16 protein-coding genes are annotated in these 18,634 nt (G+C 58.4%); 9 read left to right on the forward strand and 7 right to left on the reverse strand.

Annotation, left to right across the window (positions count from 1 at the left end):
- Positions 1-4 precede the first annotated feature (4 nt).
- Positions 5-1,087: a 4-oxalomesaconate tautomerase gene (locus tag LRO94_RS09910; RefSeq protein ID WP_095184288.1), complete on the reverse strand. Its 1,083-nt coding sequence runs from the start codon at positions 1,085-1,087 to the stop codon at positions 5-7.
- A gap of 165 nt (positions 1,088-1,252) precedes the next feature.
- On the opposite strand from LRO94_RS09910, the gene LRO94_RS09915 reads away from it, so the two are divergent.
- Complete coding sequence (locus LRO94_RS09915; RefSeq protein ID WP_032885988.1) at positions 1,253-2,143, forward strand: LysR family transcriptional regulator; 891 nt, start codon at positions 1,253-1,255, stop codon at positions 2,141-2,143.
- 22 nt (positions 2,144-2,165) lie between these two features.
- On the opposite strand, the gene LRO94_RS09920 is transcribed toward LRO94_RS09915, so the two are convergent.
- Positions 2,166-3,071: a LysR family transcriptional regulator gene (locus tag LRO94_RS09920; RefSeq protein ID WP_032885989.1), complete on the reverse strand. Its 906-nt coding sequence runs from the start codon at positions 3,069-3,071 to the stop codon at positions 2,166-2,168.
- A 97-nt stretch (positions 3,072-3,168) separates the two neighbouring features.
- Between LRO94_RS09920 and LRO94_RS09925 the strand changes: the two genes are divergently transcribed.
- From LRO94_RS09925 to LRO94_RS09935, 3 genes are all read left to right on the forward strand, one after another.
- Complete coding sequence (locus LRO94_RS09925) at positions 3,169-3,960, forward strand: SDR family NAD(P)-dependent oxidoreductase (protein WP_179179295.1); 792 nt, start codon at positions 3,169-3,171, stop codon at positions 3,958-3,960.
- 169 nt (positions 3,961-4,129) lie between these two features.
- Complete coding sequence (locus tag LRO94_RS09930) at positions 4,130-5,530, forward strand: aspartate aminotransferase family protein (protein ID WP_179179294.1); 1,401 nt, start codon at positions 4,130-4,132, stop codon at positions 5,528-5,530.
- A 69-nt stretch (positions 5,531-5,599) separates the two neighbouring features.
- The gene (locus tag LRO94_RS09935; RefSeq protein ID WP_032885992.1) at positions 5,600-6,967 is read left to right on the forward strand and encodes a glutamine synthetase family protein; all 1,368 of its coding nucleotides are present in this window, start codon (positions 5,600-5,602) and stop codon (positions 6,965-6,967) included.
- A gap of 266 nt (positions 6,968-7,233) precedes the next feature.
- Here the strand turns inward: LRO94_RS09935 and LRO94_RS09940 are convergent, their stop codons facing one another.
- Positions 7,234-8,400 carry a catalase family protein gene (locus LRO94_RS09940; protein ID WP_032885993.1) on the reverse strand — a complete coding sequence of 389 codons (1,167 nt, stop codon included), beginning with the start codon at positions 8,398-8,400 and terminating at the stop codon, positions 7,234-7,236.
- Complete coding sequence (locus LRO94_RS09945) at positions 8,397-10,205, reverse strand: di-heme-cytochrome C peroxidase (RefSeq protein ID WP_179179293.1); 1,809 nt, start codon at positions 10,203-10,205, stop codon at positions 8,397-8,399. The genes LRO94_RS09940 and LRO94_RS09945 overlap by 4 nt, the downstream gene beginning before the upstream one ends.
- Before the next feature lie 247 nt (positions 10,206-10,452).
- Between LRO94_RS09945 and LRO94_RS09950 the strand changes: the two genes are divergently transcribed.
- From LRO94_RS09950 to LRO94_RS09965, 4 genes are all read left to right on the forward strand, one after another.
- On the forward strand, positions 10,453-11,184 hold the full coding sequence (locus LRO94_RS09950) for an FKBP-type peptidyl-prolyl cis-trans isomerase (protein ID WP_032885995.1): 732 nt from the start codon (positions 10,453-10,455) through the stop codon (positions 11,182-11,184).
- Positions 11,185-11,495: 311 nt separating this feature from the next.
- A complete protein-coding gene (locus LRO94_RS09955; protein ID WP_010211619.1) occupies positions 11,496-11,954 on the forward strand; it encodes a YkvA family protein in 459 nt (152 codons plus the stop codon).
- 92 nt (positions 11,955-12,046) lie between these two features.
- On the forward strand, positions 12,047-12,385 hold the full coding sequence (locus LRO94_RS09960) for a helix-turn-helix domain-containing protein (RefSeq protein WP_032885997.1): 339 nt from the start codon (positions 12,047-12,049) through the stop codon (positions 12,383-12,385).
- The gene (locus LRO94_RS09965; protein ID WP_005786715.1) at positions 12,382-12,753 is read left to right on the forward strand and encodes a hypothetical protein; all 372 of its coding nucleotides are present in this window, start codon (positions 12,382-12,384) and stop codon (positions 12,751-12,753) included. The genes LRO94_RS09960 and LRO94_RS09965 overlap by 4 nt, the downstream gene beginning before the upstream one ends.
- Here the strand turns inward: LRO94_RS09965 and LRO94_RS09970 are convergent.
- Both LRO94_RS09970 and LRO94_RS09975 read right to left on the reverse strand, forming a co-directional pair.
- The gene (locus LRO94_RS09970; RefSeq protein WP_285891644.1) at positions 12,750-14,519 is read right to left on the reverse strand and encodes a bifunctional diguanylate cyclase/phosphodiesterase; all 1,770 of its coding nucleotides are present in this window, start codon (positions 14,517-14,519) and stop codon (positions 12,750-12,752) included. The genes LRO94_RS09965 and LRO94_RS09970 overlap by 4 nt on opposite strands.
- A 118-nt stretch (positions 14,520-14,637) precedes the next feature.
- Entirely contained in the window at positions 14,638-16,719 is a 2,082-nt protein-coding gene (locus tag LRO94_RS09975) for a carboxy terminal-processing peptidase (protein ID WP_177326425.1), read from the reverse strand.
- 137 nt (positions 16,720-16,856) lie between these two features.
- On the opposite strand from LRO94_RS09975, the gene LRO94_RS09980 reads away from it, so the two are divergent.
- Positions 16,857-17,819: a zinc-binding dehydrogenase gene (locus tag LRO94_RS09980; protein ID WP_179179291.1), complete on the forward strand. Its 963-nt coding sequence runs from the start codon at positions 16,857-16,859 to the stop codon at positions 17,817-17,819.
- A 146-nt stretch (positions 17,820-17,965) separates the two neighbouring features.
- Here LRO94_RS09980 and LRO94_RS09985 read toward each other — a convergent pair whose 3' ends face one another.
- Complete coding sequence (locus LRO94_RS09985) at positions 17,966-18,619, reverse strand: HAD family hydrolase (RefSeq protein WP_032886000.1); 654 nt, start codon at positions 18,617-18,619, stop codon at positions 17,966-17,968.
- Positions 18,620-18,634: the final 15 nt, after the last annotated feature.

Raw genomic sequence — 18,634 nt, forward strand, 5'->3', positions numbered from 1 at the left:
GGAATTATCCGGCGAGGCGCTGAGAGTCAGTGGCGTAGACGTAACCGGAAAAAAGCCTGCGCGCGGTGCGTACGACGGACGCTTGAATTGTCTCACCGTTGACGCCGGTGTAGGACAATACGACATCAATTCCGCCGCTCGGGTGTTCGATACGCACCGCTTCAAGGCGCGGCGTACTGATCCCGCCGAGCATCTGCGCGACGATGCTGCCCTCTATCACGCACGCGGTCGCTAAACCAATCGAGCCCGTAATGGCCAGCGCGCGGTGGCAGCTGTGTGGCATGAAATAGCGAACCTGAATCGTACCGCCGGCTTTCGCAGGCGACACCAGGACCGGCTTGGGGATTACCTTGTTGCTGACATCGCCTAAGCCCATGGCCAAGCCGGCCTGAAGCCGTAGTGTCTCAAGGCGTCGCAGGAATTCTTTATCAGCGTCCAGTTCCGCTGGGGTCTCATCGCCACGCTTGCCCAGTTGGCTGGCCTCGACGAGCACCATGGGCATCGCCATGTCGATACAGGTCACCGCAATGCCGTCGATGACGTCTTGCGTGTTGCCGGTGGGAAAGAGTTTGCCAGTCTTGCTGCCGGCTGCATCCAGGAAGGTCAATTGCACCGGCGCCGCGGTACCGGGCACGCCATCAATGGCGGTATCACCCTCATAACTGACTTTGCCATTCGGTGTGTACACCTCGGAATGGATGAACGTCCCAGTGTTTACGTTGCGAATACGCACACGAGTGCGCTCTTGGGTAGCTTTGACCAGACCCTGTTCGATGGCGAACGGGCCAACCGCGCACAGCATGTTGCCGCAGTTGGGTGCGCTGTCGACCCGGCGTTGTGAAACCATCACTTGAACGAACAAGTAATCAACGTCCGCATCCGGGTGCAGCGAAGGGCTGACAATCGCAACCTTGCTGGTTTGCGGATTGCCACCGCCAATTCCGTCGATCTCCAGTTCATGGCCGGAGCCCATCAGGTTGAGTAGCAGTTCGTCACGGGCCTCAACGGCTGCGGGCAAGTCCCAGTCGAGAAAAACCGGACCTTTTGAGGTACCACCACGCATCAGCACACAGGGAATTCTTTGCATGACACTGACTCTTGTTGATCAATCGGTGTAATTGATGTTCTTGGAGCAAGAGTCTCAAGCTTTAAAAAATGTTTCAAATGCAAAAATTGAAGCGATTATTGCGTTTTGCGAATGATAAATTTACGCTGAATTTCTTTTTGACGCCTTCTGCTGACGAGATAAGACATGGAATATGAGCTAAACGATATCCGATCATTCGTGAAAATCGCCGAACTTGGGAGCTTTCACGAAGCAGCTGATGCCTTGCATCTGTCTCAACCCGCACTCAGTCGGCGGATAAAAAAGCTGGAAGAGGGGTTGGGCACCGCATTGCTTGATCGCACCACGCGCAAGGTCAGTCTCACGAGCGTCGGCCGTGACTTTCTTCCAAAGGCACGTCGGTTGCTGGACGACTTCGATGAGTCGATTCTCAATATCCGTGAATTGGCCGAACGCCAGATTGGCCGTGTCACCCTGGCGTGCATCCCTACTGCCGCATTCTATTTTTTGCCCTCAGTGATCCGCCTGTATAACGAGCGCTATCCAAAAATACGCATCCGTCTGCTGGATTTGAGTGCCAATGAGGGGCTTGAAGCAGTACTGCGCGGGGAAGCCGACTTCGGTATCAATATGATGAGTGGGCAGCATCCGGACATTGAGTTCGTCCCATTGGTCAGCGAACCTTTTGTATTGGCGTGCCGGCGTGATCATGAATTGGCCGGACGCAGTTCGGTCACCTGGTCTGAATTGAGCGATTACCGTCTTATCGGGGTAGGGCGCCTGAGCGGTAACCGGATGCTGCTCGATCACGCGCTGTCTGGCTTGAGTTGGCGGCCGCAATGGTTCTACGAAGTCCAGCACCTCTCTACTTCGCTGGGGCTGGTGGAGGCTGGACTGGGGGTTTCGGCGATGCCGAGCCTGGCCATGCCGGCGGAAGATCATCCCACGTTGGTCAGCGTCCCGTTGATCGAGCCAGTGGTAAACCGCTCATTGGGCCTGGTCTACCGCCGCGGGGCATCGCTCTCGCCGGCAGCGGAAAAGTTCGTCTCGATACTGCTTGAGCAGTGGCCGCAATGAGCCATACGGCGAGTATTTTTTCTCAAACACGACGCGGCTCGCCCTCGGCAATCTTGCGCATCAGGCTCAGGTAGCGACTCGCTGCCAGCCCCAGGGGGCGGTTCTTTACCCAGATGATATCGACCCATAACCGCATCTGACTTGGCATGTAGTCAAACACCACCTCCGTCAATGCACCCGAAGTGATTAAGGGTTGTACCAGCGGCTGTGGAAGATAAGCCCAGCCCAATCCTTGCTGCACCAGGTCCAGCGTTGCCAGGTAATTGTCGCTGTGCCAAATGCGCCGTGACAGCACAACACGTGGATCAGAGTCGGTAGGTCCTCCAGTGGCCACGATGATCTGCCGAACGTTGACCAGTTGCTCTTCACTTAAGGGGCTTTTCTTACCGGCGGCGGCAGGATGATCAGGAGAGGCAACGGCCACCAGCAACTGGCTTCCCGCCTCAAGAAACGTCTCCCTCTCGTCGAGTCCTGGTCGTTCAAATCCAAGTGCCAATTGCACACGTCCCTCATGGAGCATGCGCATCGCCTCCGGATGGGACGCGGAGCGAATCTCGATTTCAAGCGTGGGGAACTCGCTGGCGATAATGGACAGCGGACGATTCCATACGCCTGTTTGCAACTCCGGCGCCATCGCAAGGACCAGGCGCTCCTCCAACCCTTGATGAAGCTGGAGAGCATGGGCGTCCAGCAGGTTTAACTGGCTGGCGACCTGTCGTGCCTGGGGCTCGAGTGCTTTGGCGGCGGCCGTAGGAATGGCTTTGCGGGTTGATCGGTCAAAAAGCAATAAATCCAGCTCTGCTTCAAGCTGCGACACCGCCATGTTGATGGCCGAGGGTACCCGGCCCAATTTGCGTGCGGCGGCAGAAAAGGAGCCGCTGTCGACAACCGCAAGGAAAACTTTCAGTGACTCACTGGTAAACGCCATGGTGGTTGTCAGATTTTCTGATGATGATCGTCTTTATTTATCAGATTTATTAGCCTAATTTCCACTTCTATTACAAGTTAAGTACGTGGGGAACACCATGTTAAATACTGATTTGAGGGGGCAAGTGGCACTTATCAGTGGTGCCGGAAGTGAAGCGGGTATTGGTATGGCGATCGCACGCAGGCTGGGTGCAGCGGGCGCGAGATTGATCATCACCGCTAGCAGCAACCGCATCGAGGATCGAGTTAAAGAGTTACTCGCAGAAGGGTTTGAAGTTGAAGGCCGGGCAACTGACCTCACCGATGAACGTCAGGTGCGTGAATTCGGCCTATGGGCCGCTTCAGTCTGGGGGCGGGTCGATATTCTGGTGAACAATGCAGGTATGGCGATGCAAGGAAGCCCTGAAGTTTTCTCGGAATTGGCAACGATGGAACTGCATGAGTGGAATCTTTCACTGGCCAGAAACGTAACGACCGCTTTTCTTCTGACACGGGCCGTTTTGCCCGGTATGAGGGCGAGAAGTTACGGGCGCATTGTCAATATCAGTTCCACCACGGGCACCCGAGGGAGCAATCCGGGGGAAGCCGCTTATAGCGCCGCCAAGGCAGCGATGGTGGGCATGAACATGGGGCTTGCGCTTGAAGTCGCCAAGCAGGGGATTACCGTCAACAGCGTGGCCCCCGGCTGGATCACCACGGGCTCAACCACGCCCGTTGAAGCCGAGGCGGGGCGCTTCACCCCGATTGGGCGCGCAGGCAGCCCCCGCGAAGTGGCGGCGGCGGTTGCATTTCTGGCATCGCCTGACGCCAGTTACATCACAGGGGAAGTCCTCGTGGTGGATGGCGGTAACTGTCTGGTCGAGAACAAAGCCCCTCACGGCGATTATTAAGTTTGAATACGCTCCAGCGCGCTCAATCCACGATATTGGGCGGGGGGCTATAACCGAGATTTATAAAAGCGCGATGTATCAAAGAACCGTTGAGTTCTTTGAGCCGTATCCGGCTGTCATTCAGCAACGGACTTTTAATTAAGTTGATAATTAACATAGGGTATTGATCATGTCGAAAAGTGGAATTAGTGAATCAGCGATTGCTGCTTTTACCGCCTCCGAGCGTGCCCGGTTTATAGAAAACAACCCAACTTCACTGGCGCTGGCCGAGCGCGCCAAGGCGAATCTGTTCAACGGTGTGCCCATGCACTGGATGAGCGACTGGTCGATGCCTTCGCCGCTCTTCGTACAGCGTGCAAAAGGGGCGCGCTTCACCGACGTTGACGGGCATGAATACATAGACTTTTGCCTTGGCGACACCGGCACGATGTTTGGCCATTCACCTGATCCTATTGTCCGCGCCATAACCGAGCAGGCGAATAATGGCTTGACCACGATGCTGCCGGGCGAAGACGCGGTGGTCTGCGGCGAGTTGCTGGCTCGGCGATTCGAGCTGCCTTACTGGCAAGTGACCGCCAATGCGACTGACGCCAACCGGTATGTGCTGCGCTGGGCGCGCGCGATCACCCAGCGCAACGTCTTGCTGGTGTTCGATGGCTGCTACCACGGCACCGTGGATGACGTGATGGTGCGCTACCGCGACGGCAAAACAGTGCACCGTTCAGGTCTTGTCGGCCAAGCCTACGACTTGAGCCAATACAGTCGATCCATCCCCTTCAACGATGTCGCCGCACTGGAGGCGGCGTTAGCCCAGGGCGATGTGTGCGCGCTGATGTGCGAGCCGGCGATGACGAACATTGGCATGGTCCTGCCGGATCCGGGGTTCATGCAAAAGTGCCGAGAGCTGACCCTTAAATATGGCAGCCTGTTGGTCATTGATGAGACCCACACTATTTCCACCGGCCTCGGTGGATGCACTCGCCAGTGGGATTTGAAACCCGACTTTTTCGTGGTGGGTAAACCCATTGCAGGTGGCGTGCCTTGCGCGGTGTTTGGCGTTAGCGAGCCAGTCGCCTCGGCTATGCGCGACGTCCAGAAGACCATCAGCGAGGAGAGCGGCGGGCATGGCCACAGTGGCATGGGAACGACGCTGTCCGCCAATGCCCTGGCGATGCGTTGCATGCGCGTCAGTCTTGAAGAGGTCATGACAGAGTCTGCATACGAGCACATGTTGCCCCTGGCCTCAGGGCTGGCCCAGGGATTTCGAGAGTTGTTCAAGCGGCACCAACTGAACTGGTCTGTCACAGAGTTGGGCGCGCGTTGTGAGTTTCAATTCTGTGCTACCTCGCCAAGAACAGGCGCGCAAGCCGAGGCGGCTTTTCATGACAGCCTTCAAATGGCGCTGCATCTTTATCTCATCAACCGCGGAATCCTGATCACGCCTTTTCACAACATGACCCTGTGCTGTCCGCAAACAAGTGATGCGGATATCGACAGGCTGATCGCTGAGTTGGATAACGCGCTGACCACCCTGCTTGCCCTACCTGGCGCGCGGGTTATCGCTTCATAACTGCACGTCTGAAAACGCCATTGTTATTAAATACTGCCAGTCGCTTGAATAAGCGCTAAGAGGTTTGACATGCAATTTGCGGATAAAAAAGAGGCCGTAGATTATCTGGCCGCCCACCCTGAAGTGCTGAGCATCGAGTTGTTCCTTATCGACGCGAATGGCGTTCCACGGGGCAAATTGTTGCATCGCGACGAACTGCTGGCGATCTACGAAAATGGTCGGCCATTGCCAAGTTCCATTCTCGCCTTGACCGTGCAGGGTGAAGACGTAGAAGACACAGGCTTGGTCTGGGATGTTGCTGACGCCGATTGTTGGACGTACCCCTTGGCGGGAAGCCTGACCTTGCAACCCTGGCGCACCAACCCCACCGGTCAAGTGCAGGTGAGCATGCACCCGACCCAAGGTATTCCCGCCGCACCGGCGGACCCGCGCCACGTGCTGGTGAACACCATTGAGCGGCTGAAAGCCGACGGATTCCATCCGGTCATGGCCGTCGAGTTGGAGTTCTACCTGCTGGACCGACAACGCGACGTCAACGGTCGGCCGCAGCCGGCGTTGCAGACCAATGGCGTACGCCCTGTTGCTCCACAGGTCTATGGCGTGTACGAGCTGGAGCAGCTTCAACCGTTTCTTGATGACCTCTACGCGGCGTGCGCGCTGCAGGGGTTGCCGGTACGTACGGCGATATCCGAGTATGCGCCAGGCCAGGTCGAGTTGACGCTGGAGCATCGTTTCGACGCACTCCAGGCCATTGATGAAGGCGTACGTTACAAACGCCTGGTCAAGGGGGTGGCCAACAAACATGGTCTGCAAGCGTGCTTCATGGCCAAGCCATTCAGCGATCAGGCCGGCAGCGGTATGCACCTGCACGTCAGCCTGGCCGACGAGCACGGGAATAACCTGTATGCGAGCGAAGACCCACAGGGTACGCCACTGTTGCGGCACTCCATCGGCGGGATGATGGAGACCTTGTTTGACTCGCTGGCGATATTTTGCCCCCATGCCAATTCCTATCGACGCTTCCAGACCGGTAGTTACGCGCCGCTGGCTAAAAGTTGGGGCGTCAACAACCGTACGGTGTCGTTCCGCGTGCCCGGCGGCCCTGCCATCAGTCGGCACATCGAACACCGCATTTGCGGTGCCGATGCCAACCCCTATCTCGCCGCTGCCGCGTTACTGGCGGGTATTCACCACGGCATCACTCATCAAAGCGATCCCGGCGCGGCGATTGTGGGGAATGGCTATGAACAGGCGACCGATTTTCTACCCACCGACTGGCTGACAGCGTTGCAGGCACTGCAACGCTCAACCTGGGCACGTGAGGCGCTGGGCGCTGAATTCCTGAAGGTGTTCCTGGCGATCAAGTGGCGCGAGTTCCGTCAATTCAATGCTGAAGTCGGAGAGCAGGACTGGCGCTGGTACCTCACTCACGCATGAATATCGACCCGTCAGGACGCCTTGAAACGGACCGCTGAGGCTACCTGACCTTTTTCTTGCGTGGCTGGCGCGTGGCCAAATGCTCGAAGCAAAAAGAGGCCGTGCCGAACACGGCGATTATGGTCAGCACGATCATGCCTAGGGTTGAGTTTTCCACGATGGGCGTCCTACGTGATGGAGTAGGCGTCCACGGTAGAGTTACGGCGAAAGCGCCTCAATAGACCCGACGCAATCCTTACGACGCCGGGCCCATTATTACGCACTCTTTACGGTGCGTTGCGGCTGTGGCGGTAATCGCTGACGGCCTCGTACACCGCCTTGCGCAAGCGGTTGATACCACCGATAGGGCGGTGTTCTTCCACGCCGAACCACGGGTTGAATGACTGGTTGTCACACGCCAGGTTCTGTTCGGGTGTATCGAAGTCCTGAGCCGGGATTCGCACCTTGGCCACGCTCTCGTAGGGCGCATCGCTTTCTTTCCACTCGATGCTGGTGTCTTCGATCGGCATGAATTTCTGCGGGTTCTGCCGCTGGATCTGCAACACGAAACACGCCGGGACGCGGTCCGTGGACAACTGCTGGCTCAGGGCGCTGCGTAGGAAGTTCGGCAGGTCCTGGTTCTGTTTGGGCAGGACGTATTCCGGGCAGCTCTGCGGGTCTGGCGCCACGCGGAACTTGGCATTCGCCGCGCCGAACTTGTAGGGCGATACCGAGAAATACGTAGTTTGCGTCGGGCTTGCCGGGGCCGGTGCCAGGGTTGCCAGGGCGATAAATAGATGACGCACCTGCCAAGTGCGTGGGTCAGCCTTGGGGAAGAACGCCAAGACTTTTTTGCCATCGGCCTGGGCGCCGATGTTCTGCGCGTATTCCGCCACATCGCTGACAAAGAAGTTCGGATGGCTAAACATCACGAAGTCCTGTTCCGTGCGGGTCTGCTGGTCGGCCAGCAGTTGTTTGCCCGGCACGTCCAACAGCTTGAGCGCCATGCCTCGGGCATCGCGAATGCTGTCGAACTGCGGGTAGGCGTTGCCGTTGGACAACCGCATCATGGCCTGCCAGGTCTTGCCCGGTTCGGCGAATACACCCTGGCGTAATGCCGGGTCGAGATCCGCCAGTACGCTGACTTCGGCCTTCACGCAGCCGTGGGCCTTGGCATGGGCATCGCGCAGGTAGCGCGTGCCTTCGCGGTGCTGGTCAACGATGCGCACTGCCGTCTGGATGATGCCCTGAGTCATCGCGGCTTCACCTGCCGGGACGTGTTCATCCGGCGACACCGGCCCGCTGTGCTGCCAGGCATACCAGGCGGTAGCGGCCAGCCAGCCGAGCAAGCCCAGTCCGACCAGCCACAACAGGGTCTTGCCGAGAAACCTACCAATGCGCAGCCACAGGCGGGCGAGCAGGGACGGTTGGTCGTATCGAGATCGAATCATCATGGCAATTGTTGCTCCAGCGGGCCGCCCAGCACTTTGAGGTATTCCAGCAGCGCCCAGCGTTCCTGCGGCTGCAGGCCGCGGCCGATGACGCCTTTGCCACGAGCGCCTGCACGGAATTCGTGGCCGCTGTTGTGGTTGCCGGTAATTTTGGTATCGAACAGAAAAGCATTCTTGAACGCCGCAGTCTCGAAGCCGAGATGGCGAGGGTCGTAGTCGAAGGTGCCTTTATAGAACGTGGTGCTGCGCTCGTCCTGGGGCGAGAGCAATTGGTAGATCGTCGGCACCGAACCGTTATGCAGGAATGGCGGGGTGGCCCACACGCCCGCCAGTGGACGGGCCTTGTAGGCACGCAGCTCGCGCACGCCAATCGGAAGGCCAAAACCATCCAGGCGCGGGCGTTCGGCCGGTGTGACACCGGCGGCGCGGTAAGCGTGGTCTTCGACGAAGGCGGTGACATACGCCAGGCCCTTGGCCACGGACATTTTTTTCAGGTCCAGGGGTTCGGTTGGCGTCGGGTGCAATTGGACATTCAGCTTGGACAGCTCCGCAGGGTCCCATTGCAGGGCGCTGAGGTCATAGCGCTGGTCTGCGATGTTGGTGGCGGTGCCGGGGTCGGTACCGATGTAGTCCACCGGCAGCATTTTCAGTGTCTGCACAGGGCGGCCACCTTCCTGGCTGACGGTGGGCACGTGGCAGCCGGCGCAGTTCTCGGCGAACAGCGCGCGGCCCTGAGCGGCTAGGGGCTTGTCGATAGGCCCGAACAATTCTTCGGGCCAGGTGGGCGGTTTGAGGCGTTGCAAGGTTTCTTCGATCAGGTGGAGGTCGCGCACTCGTACGCTGGACGGGTAACGCGCATCGCCTTGAAGCGGTTGGCCAGCGCCATCGAAAAACGTCAGGGTCGCCCCCACACCGAGGGCTTCGCCGATATTCCGTGCCATCGGTTGCTGGGCCGAGCCGTTCCATTGCACCCAGTCGAAGGTCCAGATATCCCACAGCTGTGGGTAGTCCACAGGTGCGTTGGCGACGCGATAATTTTCCGGGGAGATGGCATCGCCGAAGCTGGCATTCGCAATGCGGCCAAACGCGTCGGTACGGCCCGGCCCTTCTTCGATGGGGTAGAGGCCGCGGTGTGTATCGTTCCAGGCGACTTTTAGGAACTTGTCCAGCGACTGCTTGAAGTCCTGGCGCAGTTGGCTGTGTTCGGCGTCGTAACGATCACCCAGCACCTGACGGGCGAAGCGTTCGAATTTCCATGGGTTGTAATAAGTCGCTGCGAGGCTGGCGACCAAGGCCTGGCCAAAGCTGCCGCCGCGTAGTGTCGGCACGCTTGAAGGCAGCACATGCTGGGCCGAACCGCCGTCAATCCGCAAGGCCTGACCTTTGAAATGCAGCTCGCCGGTGTGGCAGGCGGCGCAGGTGATGTCCAAGTACTCAACGTTGCTGCCCGCGTTTTTATGTCGGGCAAAACCTACCGGCAGGTTGCCGGGGTTTTGCGCGGTGGGCACTTGCTTGGGATCCACAAGGAAACCGAAGCGCGCCAGGTACTCTGGCGTGGCAAAACGTCCCTCGGAGAACGGCAGCTCCAGGGCGGTGAACCAGTCGTAGTGCAGGCCTTTTACCTGGGTGCCTTGGGGCGTGAAGTAATAGGTCTGGCGGTCGGCGGCGCTCCATTGATCCTGATAGTGCACCTGCTCCACGGGCACGTAGTTCGGTAGCTTGGGGTTAACGGTGTAATAGAGCACCACGGCCAGTGATAGGACCAGAATGGCGAATATCAGGAGTAAAACACGGGAAAAAATGCGCAAGATAACTATCCTTGTCGAGTTGTAGCGTTGTTATGCCACTACGCCATAAGTGCGGCAAGTGGCCATGAGCCTTATGAGAGGCGGTCCCGCGATCCGTCGCGGACGCCCATCATGAATGAAAATGCTTTTAAACACGTGAACTTATCGGAAGTTTCCTGCTCACATGCCGGTAGCCATTGGTCGTGGCCGCCTGATAAGCTCGCGACTTTATTCGAATGCCCTATTGGCGCATGAACAAGGAAATAGCATGAAACAGCATCGGTTGGCGGCGGCGGTGGCCCTGGTTAGCCTGGTACTTGCGGGTTGTGATTCGCAGACCAGCGTAGAGCTGAAAACCCCGGCGCAAAAAGCTTCCTACGGCATCGGCCTGAACATGGGCAAAAGCCTTGCTCAAGAAGGCATGGATGACCTGGATTCCAAAGCAGTAGCCCAGGGCATCGAAGATGCCGTTGGCAAGAAAGAGCAGAAGCTCAAAGACGACGAACTGGTTGAAGCGTTCGCCGCACTGCAAAAACGTGCTGAAGAACGCATGACCAAAATGAGCGAAGAGTCGGCAACCGCCGGCAAGAAATTCCTCGAAGACAACGCCAAGAAAGACGGCGTCGTCACCACCGCTTCCGGTCTGCAGTACAAGATCATCAAGAAAGCTGACGGCGCACAGCCTAAGCCGACTGACGTGGTGACTGTTCACTACACCGGTAAACTCACCAACGGCACCACCTTTGACAGCTCCGTGGATCGCGGCAGCCCGATTGACCTGCCGGTCAGCGGCGTGATCCCAGGTTGGGTCGAAGGCCTGCAACTGATGCACGTCGGCGAGAAGGTCGAGTTGTACATCCCGTCCGACCTGGCCTACGGCGCCCAGAGCCCAAGCCCGGCGATTCCAGCCAACTCCGTGCTGGTATTCGACCTGGAACTGCTGGCCATCAAGGACCCAGCCAAGGCTGAAGCTCCTGACGCACCAGCCGCCAAGAAGTAATAGGCGCCTGAACACACAACGCCCCGTCTCGACGGGGCGTTGTTGTTTCTGAAGCACTTACATTGCGGTTTGGGCAAATCCAAACGAACATCCCTGGCCAGTGGCAGTCTGATATAAGGCTAAGGCAGCACTAGCCGCACACAACCGCCAAGTCAATGAAATCTTGGGTTTTTTTGATGTGCGCAAAAAACGCCCGATCTGACTGAAAGCCTTTTAAACCGTGGCTTTCAGCCAGTAAAACAGGCTCTGTTCACAAGGTTATCCACAATTTGTGTGGATAACCTTTCTGTTTGATGGAACTGGAGTGACAGATGAAACCACCCTTCAATTTCACCCGTTTCCTACCCATGGCTGCACGCTTGCTGGGCCGTGGGCGTCTGCCGACCCTGCTGTTCGCGGTGGCCGCCAAGGGGTCAAGCCAGGGCAATCGCCTGGGCAAGCTCAAGGATGATTTCAAACTGCTCCAGGCCCTGTGCCTCGCGTACTGGCGGGGAGAGTATCGGGCGATCAGCCCCAAGGCGCTTATCTCGGTGGTAGCGGGGCTGATGTACTTCCTCAGCCCGATTGATGCGATTCCGGACTTTATCCCGATGTTCGGCATGCTCGATGACATCGCCGTACTTGCGTGGGTCATGAAGACCCTAGAGGGCGAACTGAGCGCTTTTCGCGCCTGGCGTGATGCGCAGCGCCCGGAAAAGCTCGCGGTGGTTGAGCGTTTGCCTGCGACACCGGCCTTGCTGGCTAAGGAAAACCCGCAAAAAAACGGATGAGGCAGCTATCCCCTGCGACCTTTGTGGCTGTTAGGATTACACTCCTAAGGAAAGAGCTTACTCAGTAAGTGCAGTTATCCTACGGGGCAGTCATGGATATTCAGATAATTTCACGCAATGGCGAACCCGAGTACGCGGTGTTGCCATGGGATCAGTACCAGGCGCTGCTAAAAGCTGCCGGTCAGCAACAGCCTTCACCGCCTCCTTCTCGTACTGTCCAACCCGCACCTGACCAGGACTTGCGCCCGCTCGCAGACCTGCGCGGTTTGCGTGAAACCAAGGGCCTGGCGATTGAAGTGCTGGCTCGCACCGTGGGCATCAGCCCGTCGTATCTCGGATTGATCGAAAGTGGTGAACGTCAGCCGGATGCCGCGATACGACGCAGCCTGGCCTGGGAATTAGGCGTTGCAGGTTGGAGGGATGAATCTTGAGCCTACGTATCAGCCGTCAGCATTGGGATGGGTTACTTAACGAACTGGACCAGGCGCGCCGCCAGCGCCATCTGTTGACTTACCGCGCGCTGCTGGAGCGCCTGCAGTTTCCGACGCCGGCGATGCAAACCCTGGCCGCTGCTCTGGAGCACCTAGCGGCACTGGACGCCAAGGCTGAGCAACCGTTGCGCAGCTCCCTGGTGATCAGCCAGGGCGCCAGCCGCCTGCCGCGTACCGGCTTCTTTGAATGCGTGGAGCGCCTCGGGCGCTTCAGCGGACCCTCCGATGGCGTGGCCGCGGCGTCCTGGCATGCCTCCGAAGTGGTGCGGGTGTTCGAATACGAGTATCCGGAGTCGGCCGAGGCCTAAAGCGTCTGGGGCAACATGTCCATGCTGTCGATCACATGGATGCTGTAACCAGCCACATCCTTGGCATGGTGCTTGGCCTGCGACGCCAATTCCGCCAACTGGCTGGCATCGAGTTGTCCACAGGCCTGTGGATACAAATGCACCACTCCAATCGACAACGACAGCAGCGCAAATTCCTGGCGCACGCCCTGACGGTTCAGTGCCACAAAGCAACCAGCGTCGAGATGCTCGGCGCGGTAGAAACGCCGGCATTGGGTATGGAAGTCATCCAGCAACTGGTTGAGCCGCTTTCGCCATTCCTGAGGCCCCAGCACCAGCAAAAAATCATCGCCGCCGATATGCCCGACGAAGTCGCGGCTGGGGTCGACCCGGTCGTTCAAGCACTGCGCCAGGCACAGCAACACCTCATCCCCACGCCCGTAGCCGTAGATGTCATTGAACGGTTTGAAGCTGTCGATATCCACGTAGCAGATCACTGACTCGCGCTGTTGCTGCAACAGCCGTGTCAGGCACTGCTGGATCGGTACATTGCCTGGCAGCAGCGTCAGCGGGTTGGCGTAGCGGGCCTGTTGGATTTTCAACTCGGTGATCAGCTTAAGCACATCGATCACTCGACCCAGGCCCAGGTAATCGCCATTGAGCGTGATAATGAAGTCTTCCTCGATACGTTGCCTTGCGCGGCTGGTCAGCAAGCGGCTGACCTGCTGCAGTGACTGGCTCAGCTCCACCGCCAGAAAGTCAGTGCTCATCAAGCGGCTGATGGGTTTGCGAGCGAACAGGTCAGTGGCAAACGGCTTGAGCAGCGCGTCGGACAGCGAGTGCCGATGGACGATGCCAACGGGGTGCCCACGCTCATCCAGCACCGCCAGGGAGTTGAGGTTGGCCTGGCGGCGGAATGCTTCCAGCACCTTGGCCGTGGCGGTGCCTTGATCCACTGCCGGTTGCTCATTGAGCAGGGCGCTGAGGTCGCTGCCTTCGTCGTTGAGCGTCACCGTGGTCTGGTCCGGTTTGGGCAACATCAGCCGTGCTTCTTGTGGCGGTTGTTCCTGTGGACGGCAGAGCAGGTAGCCCTGCACCAGATCGACGCCCATCTCAGTCAACACCGCCAGCTCTTCCGGCAATTCAATACCTTCGGCGATGACCTGGGCACGGGAGGCCCTGGCGATTTGCAGGATCGAACCGACAAACTCGCGCTTGAGCGCATCCTGATGAATGCCGTCGATGAAGTGCCGGTCGATTTTCACGTAGTCCGGACGCAACTCCGACCATAAGCGCAGGCTGGAATAGCCGGCACCCAGATCATCCAAGGCAATTGAAAAGCCCATGTTGCGGTAATGGTGCAGGGCGGTTTGCAACAGGTCGAAATCGTCGGTGGGGGTTTGCTCGGTGAGTTCGATCACCACTTGGTTCGGCGGAATGCCCAATTCGCGCAGCAGCTGCAGGGTGCGTCCCGGTTGGTGCGCCGTTTCCATCAAGGATTCCGGCGAGATATTCAGGAACAGCTTGCCTGGAAGCTTTTGATCGCTGAAGCGTCGGCACGCACTTTCGCGGCATGCCATTTCCAATTCGCTGAGGCGCCCGGTTTGCCTGGCCACCGAGAAAAGCGCAACGGGGGAGTGCAGAGGGCTGTTGGACGGGCCACGACTAAGGGCTTCGTAGCCGAGGATGCGCCGTTCGGACAGGCAGATGATCGGTTGGAACAGGCTGTGCAAACTGCGTTGAGCCAGGATAGAGCCCAATGCATTCAGCTGTTCGGTCATGGTCATGGTGATCTCGATCGAAAAAAAAGGACCGCAGGCGATAAGCCTGCGGTCCTTCATTTCACGACAGAATGATGTCTATATGATGACACTCTGGGGAGCGATCACATTAAATCGCCATCATTTACTGCTTGGCTACCTGCTTGGTGATTTTCAGGTAGTCCAGCAGGATCCGGCCTGTCTCGGCCAGGTACGCATCGTCTTCCGGCTTGGTTTTATCCGCTTCGGTCGGCAGCGCGTCTTCGTCTTCTTTCTTCAGCTCCTTGAGTGGTTCTTCGCCCTTGGCCTTGCGGCGGACGTTCTCCAGCACAAGCTGCTTGTTTTCGATATCGCTGTGCTGCGCGCGACGGTCCACTTCATTGAGGCTGACGGTTTTTTCTTCCATCAACTTCTTGGCCAGGGCCAGCTTGTCGCGAATAAACACGAACTCTGCATCCATGGCGGAGCGGGTATCGTGGTCAGCTTTCAACTGTGCCAGGAACGGCTTGAATGGATCCGTAGCAGGCTTGATCGCTGGCCGGATGGTGTCCCACGGCATGGCTTCCGGCAGAGCGCTTTCGCCGATTTCCTTGGTGTCGATGATCGACGGGAAATCGATGTCCGGCAGCACGCCCTGATGCTGGGTGCTCTGCCCGGAAACCCGGTAGAACTTGGCCAACGTCAGCTTGAGCTCGCCATGGTTCAGCGGCTGGATCGTCTGCACGGTGCCTTTGCCGAAGGTCTGGCCGCCGATGATCAACGCGCGGTGATAGTCCTGCATGGCGCCGGCGAAAATTTCCGAGGCCGAGGCGGAGAGGCGGTTGACCAGCAGCGCCATCGGGCCTTTGTAGAAGGCGCCCGGGTTCTCGTCTTCAAGCACGTCCACACGGCCGTCAGCGTTGCGCACCAACACGGTCGGACCTTTGTCGATAAACAGGCTGGTCAGCTCGGTGGCTTCCTGCAGGGAGCCGCCGCCGTTGTTGCGCAGGTCGATGACCACGCCGTCGACTTTTTCCTTCTGCAGTTCAGTCAGGATTTTCTTCACGTCGCGAGTGGTGGACTTGTAGTCCGGGTCGCCAGCGCGGAAGGCCTTGAAGTCCAGGTAGAAGGCCGGGATTTCAATCACGCCCAGTTTGTAGTCCTTGCCATCCTGCTTGAGGTTGAGGACTTTCTTCTGCACCGCCTGGTCTTCGAGCTTCACCGCTTCACGGGTGATGGACACGATCTTGCTGGTCTGGTCGTTTGGCGCATTGGTGTGCGGAATCACTTCCAGGCGCACCACGCTGCCTTTCGGCCCACGGATCAGCTTGACCACTTCGTCCAGGCGCCAGCCGACCACATCGACCATCTCTTTGTCGGCCTGGGCCACACCGATGATCTTGTCCGCCGGAGCGACCTGCTTGGTCTTGTCTGCCGGACCGGCCGGCACCAGACGCACGATCTTCACTTGGTCATTGTCGCTTTGCAGGACGGCACCAATGCCTTCCAACGACAGACTCATATTGATATCGAAATTTTCCGCGTTATCTGGCGACAGATAATTGGTGTGCGGGTCGTAGGACATCGCGAAGGTGTTGATGTAGGCCTGGAAGATATCTTCTGCACGGGTCTGGTCCAGACGCGCCAACTGATTCTTGTAGCGCTTGGTCAACAGCTCCTGAATGGCCTTGGGCTCTTTGCCGGCGATCTTCAGGCGCAGCACTTCGTCCTTGACGCGTTTGCGCCACAGGTCATCGAGGGCGGCGGTGCTGGTCAGCCAAGGGGCGTCCTTGCGATCCACCAGAAGGGTTTCCTTCTGGGTGAAGTCGAGCTTGTCGACGCCTTTGTTCAGCTCAGCCAAGGCGAAATCCAGACGCGCTTTGACGCGGTCCAGGTAGCGCTTGTAGATGGTGAAGCCGGGCTGCAGGTCGCCGCTCTTGAGGAAATCGTCGAACTGGCTCTTCCACTTGTCGAATTCAGCGATATCGCTGGCCAGGAAGTAGCTGCGCGACGGATCCAGCAGCTTGAGGTAGCTGTCGTAGATGATCACCGAGCGAGCGTCGTCTAGCGGCGGCTTGCTGTAGTGATGGCGCTTAAGCAACTCGACCACGTTAAGGCTGGCAATCACCTCATCGCGATCCGGTTGAAGGTTGTCCCAGCTGTTGGCTGCGAACGTATTGGTCGACATCGACGCGAAGCCGAGACCAATGAAAAGAGCGAGGGCGGTGCTGGGGAACAGATGCTTCATGCTGATTCGACGCGGGGGCAATTGATAACGCATATTAGGCCGTCTTTGAAGTTGCCGGTTCCATAGGGGCCGGTCGCATAATGCAAAAAGCCCGCGCTACTGCTACGGGCTCAGTCCAGACTCACTATGGAGGCACTGTGAAAGCATTGCAAGGCGTTGAAGGTCATGTGGAGTGGTTGGACGAACCAAGTCCTACATGTGACGTAGGCCAAGTTCGCATTCGCGTGGCGGCTGCGGGTCTTAATCGCGCCGATTTATTACAGCGTGCCGGGCTCTATCCGCCACCCCCTGGCGCCAGCTCTGTGCTGGGCCTGGAATGTTCCGGGGTGATCAGCGAAGTGGGGCCTGGTTCCTCGTGGCAAGTGGGGGATCGAGTCTGTGCGCTGCTCGCCGGTGGTGGCATGGCTGAAGAGGTGGTGGTAGATGCTCGCCATGTGCTGCCGGTGCCGGAAGGTCTGTCGTTGATTGAAGCGGCGGCCTTGCCTGAGGTGTACAGCACCGCATGGCTCAATCTGTTCCAACTGGCGGGCCTCAAACCCGGTGAGAAAGTGCTGCTGCATGCCGGTGCCAGTGGCGTGGGCTCGGCGGCGATCCAACTGTGCAAGGCGTTTGGCAGCCCGTGCTGGGTCAGCGTCGGCTCGGCGCAACGCTTGGCCTACTGTGAAGACCTGGGCGCCCAGGGCGGCGTGGTACGTACCGATGGGATCGAAGGGCTGCGGGATTTCGGGCCGTTTGATGTGATCCTTGACCCGGTCGGCGGCAGCTATGCGGCGCTGGATCTGAAGCTGCTGGCGCTGGACGGCCGTTGGGTGTTGATCGGTTTGATGGGCGGTCGCGAAGCGCAGTTGGACCTGGCCCAAGTGCTGGGCAAGCGTATCCAGTTGTTGGGCTCGACCCTGCGCAGCCGTGACGATCAGTTCAAGGCAGACCTGTTCAGTAACTTGAGCCAGCATGTCTGGCCGTTGTTTGCCGAAGGGCGCTTGAGCCCGCAGTTGGCCAAGACCTTCCCAATCAAGGATGCCGAGGCGGCGTTTGCTGAGCTTGCGACTAACCAGATTTCAGGGAAGTTGGTGTTGGTGATCGACGAAAGCGTGACCTGACCTTGAATTGAAATGCGACCAAATGGGGAGGGGGCTTGCTCCCGATAACCGTGTGTCAGTGAAGAATATTTCATCTGACCCACCGGCATCGGGAGCAAGCCCCCTCCACATTCGCCTGATTGGATTTCAATTCAAGATAGCGGGTGTCAGATCCAATGGTGGATTGGCCAACCAGCCTTCTCTGCATGCTCGCGCAGCACCGGATCCGGGTTCACCACCTGCGGGTGATCCACCTTCAGTAGCAACGGCAGATCATTGCGCGAATCCGAATAGAAGTACGCGCCATCCAATGTCTCACGTTCCTGCTCCAGCCAATCCAGCAATCGCGTGATCTTGCCTTCGCGGTAGGTGAGTACACCCACGGTACGGCCGCTGTACACGCCATGGCTCACGTCCAGATCAATACCCAACACCTCATCAATACCGATTCGCGCCGCAATCGGTTTCACCAAATGCGTTCCCGATGCCGAAATCACCAAAATCCGGTCGCCATTCGCACGATGCCTGGCGATGGTCTTGGTGGCCTCGCTGTAGATCAGCGGTTCAATCACGTCCTCCACCCACGGCTCGACCAGATGATCGATCTCTTCCGGGGTGCGGCCGATCATTGGCTCCAGGCTGAAGTCCATGAAGTCCTCCATGGCCAGTTCGCCGCGGCTGTAGGCGTCCATCAGTTCGTTGTTCCTGCGCATGAACGACTCGGGGTCGACCCATCCCAGGCGGCCCATCTGCTCGCTCCACAGGGTGGCGCAGTCGCCGTGGATCAGGGTGTCGTCCAGATCAAAAATTACCAATGCCATCCGTCACGCTCTCTT

The organism is Pseudomonas sivasensis (genome assembly GCF_021391435.1).
GTDB classification, from domain to species: domain Bacteria; phylum Pseudomonadota; class Gammaproteobacteria; order Pseudomonadales; family Pseudomonadaceae; genus Aquipseudomonas; species Aquipseudomonas sivasensis.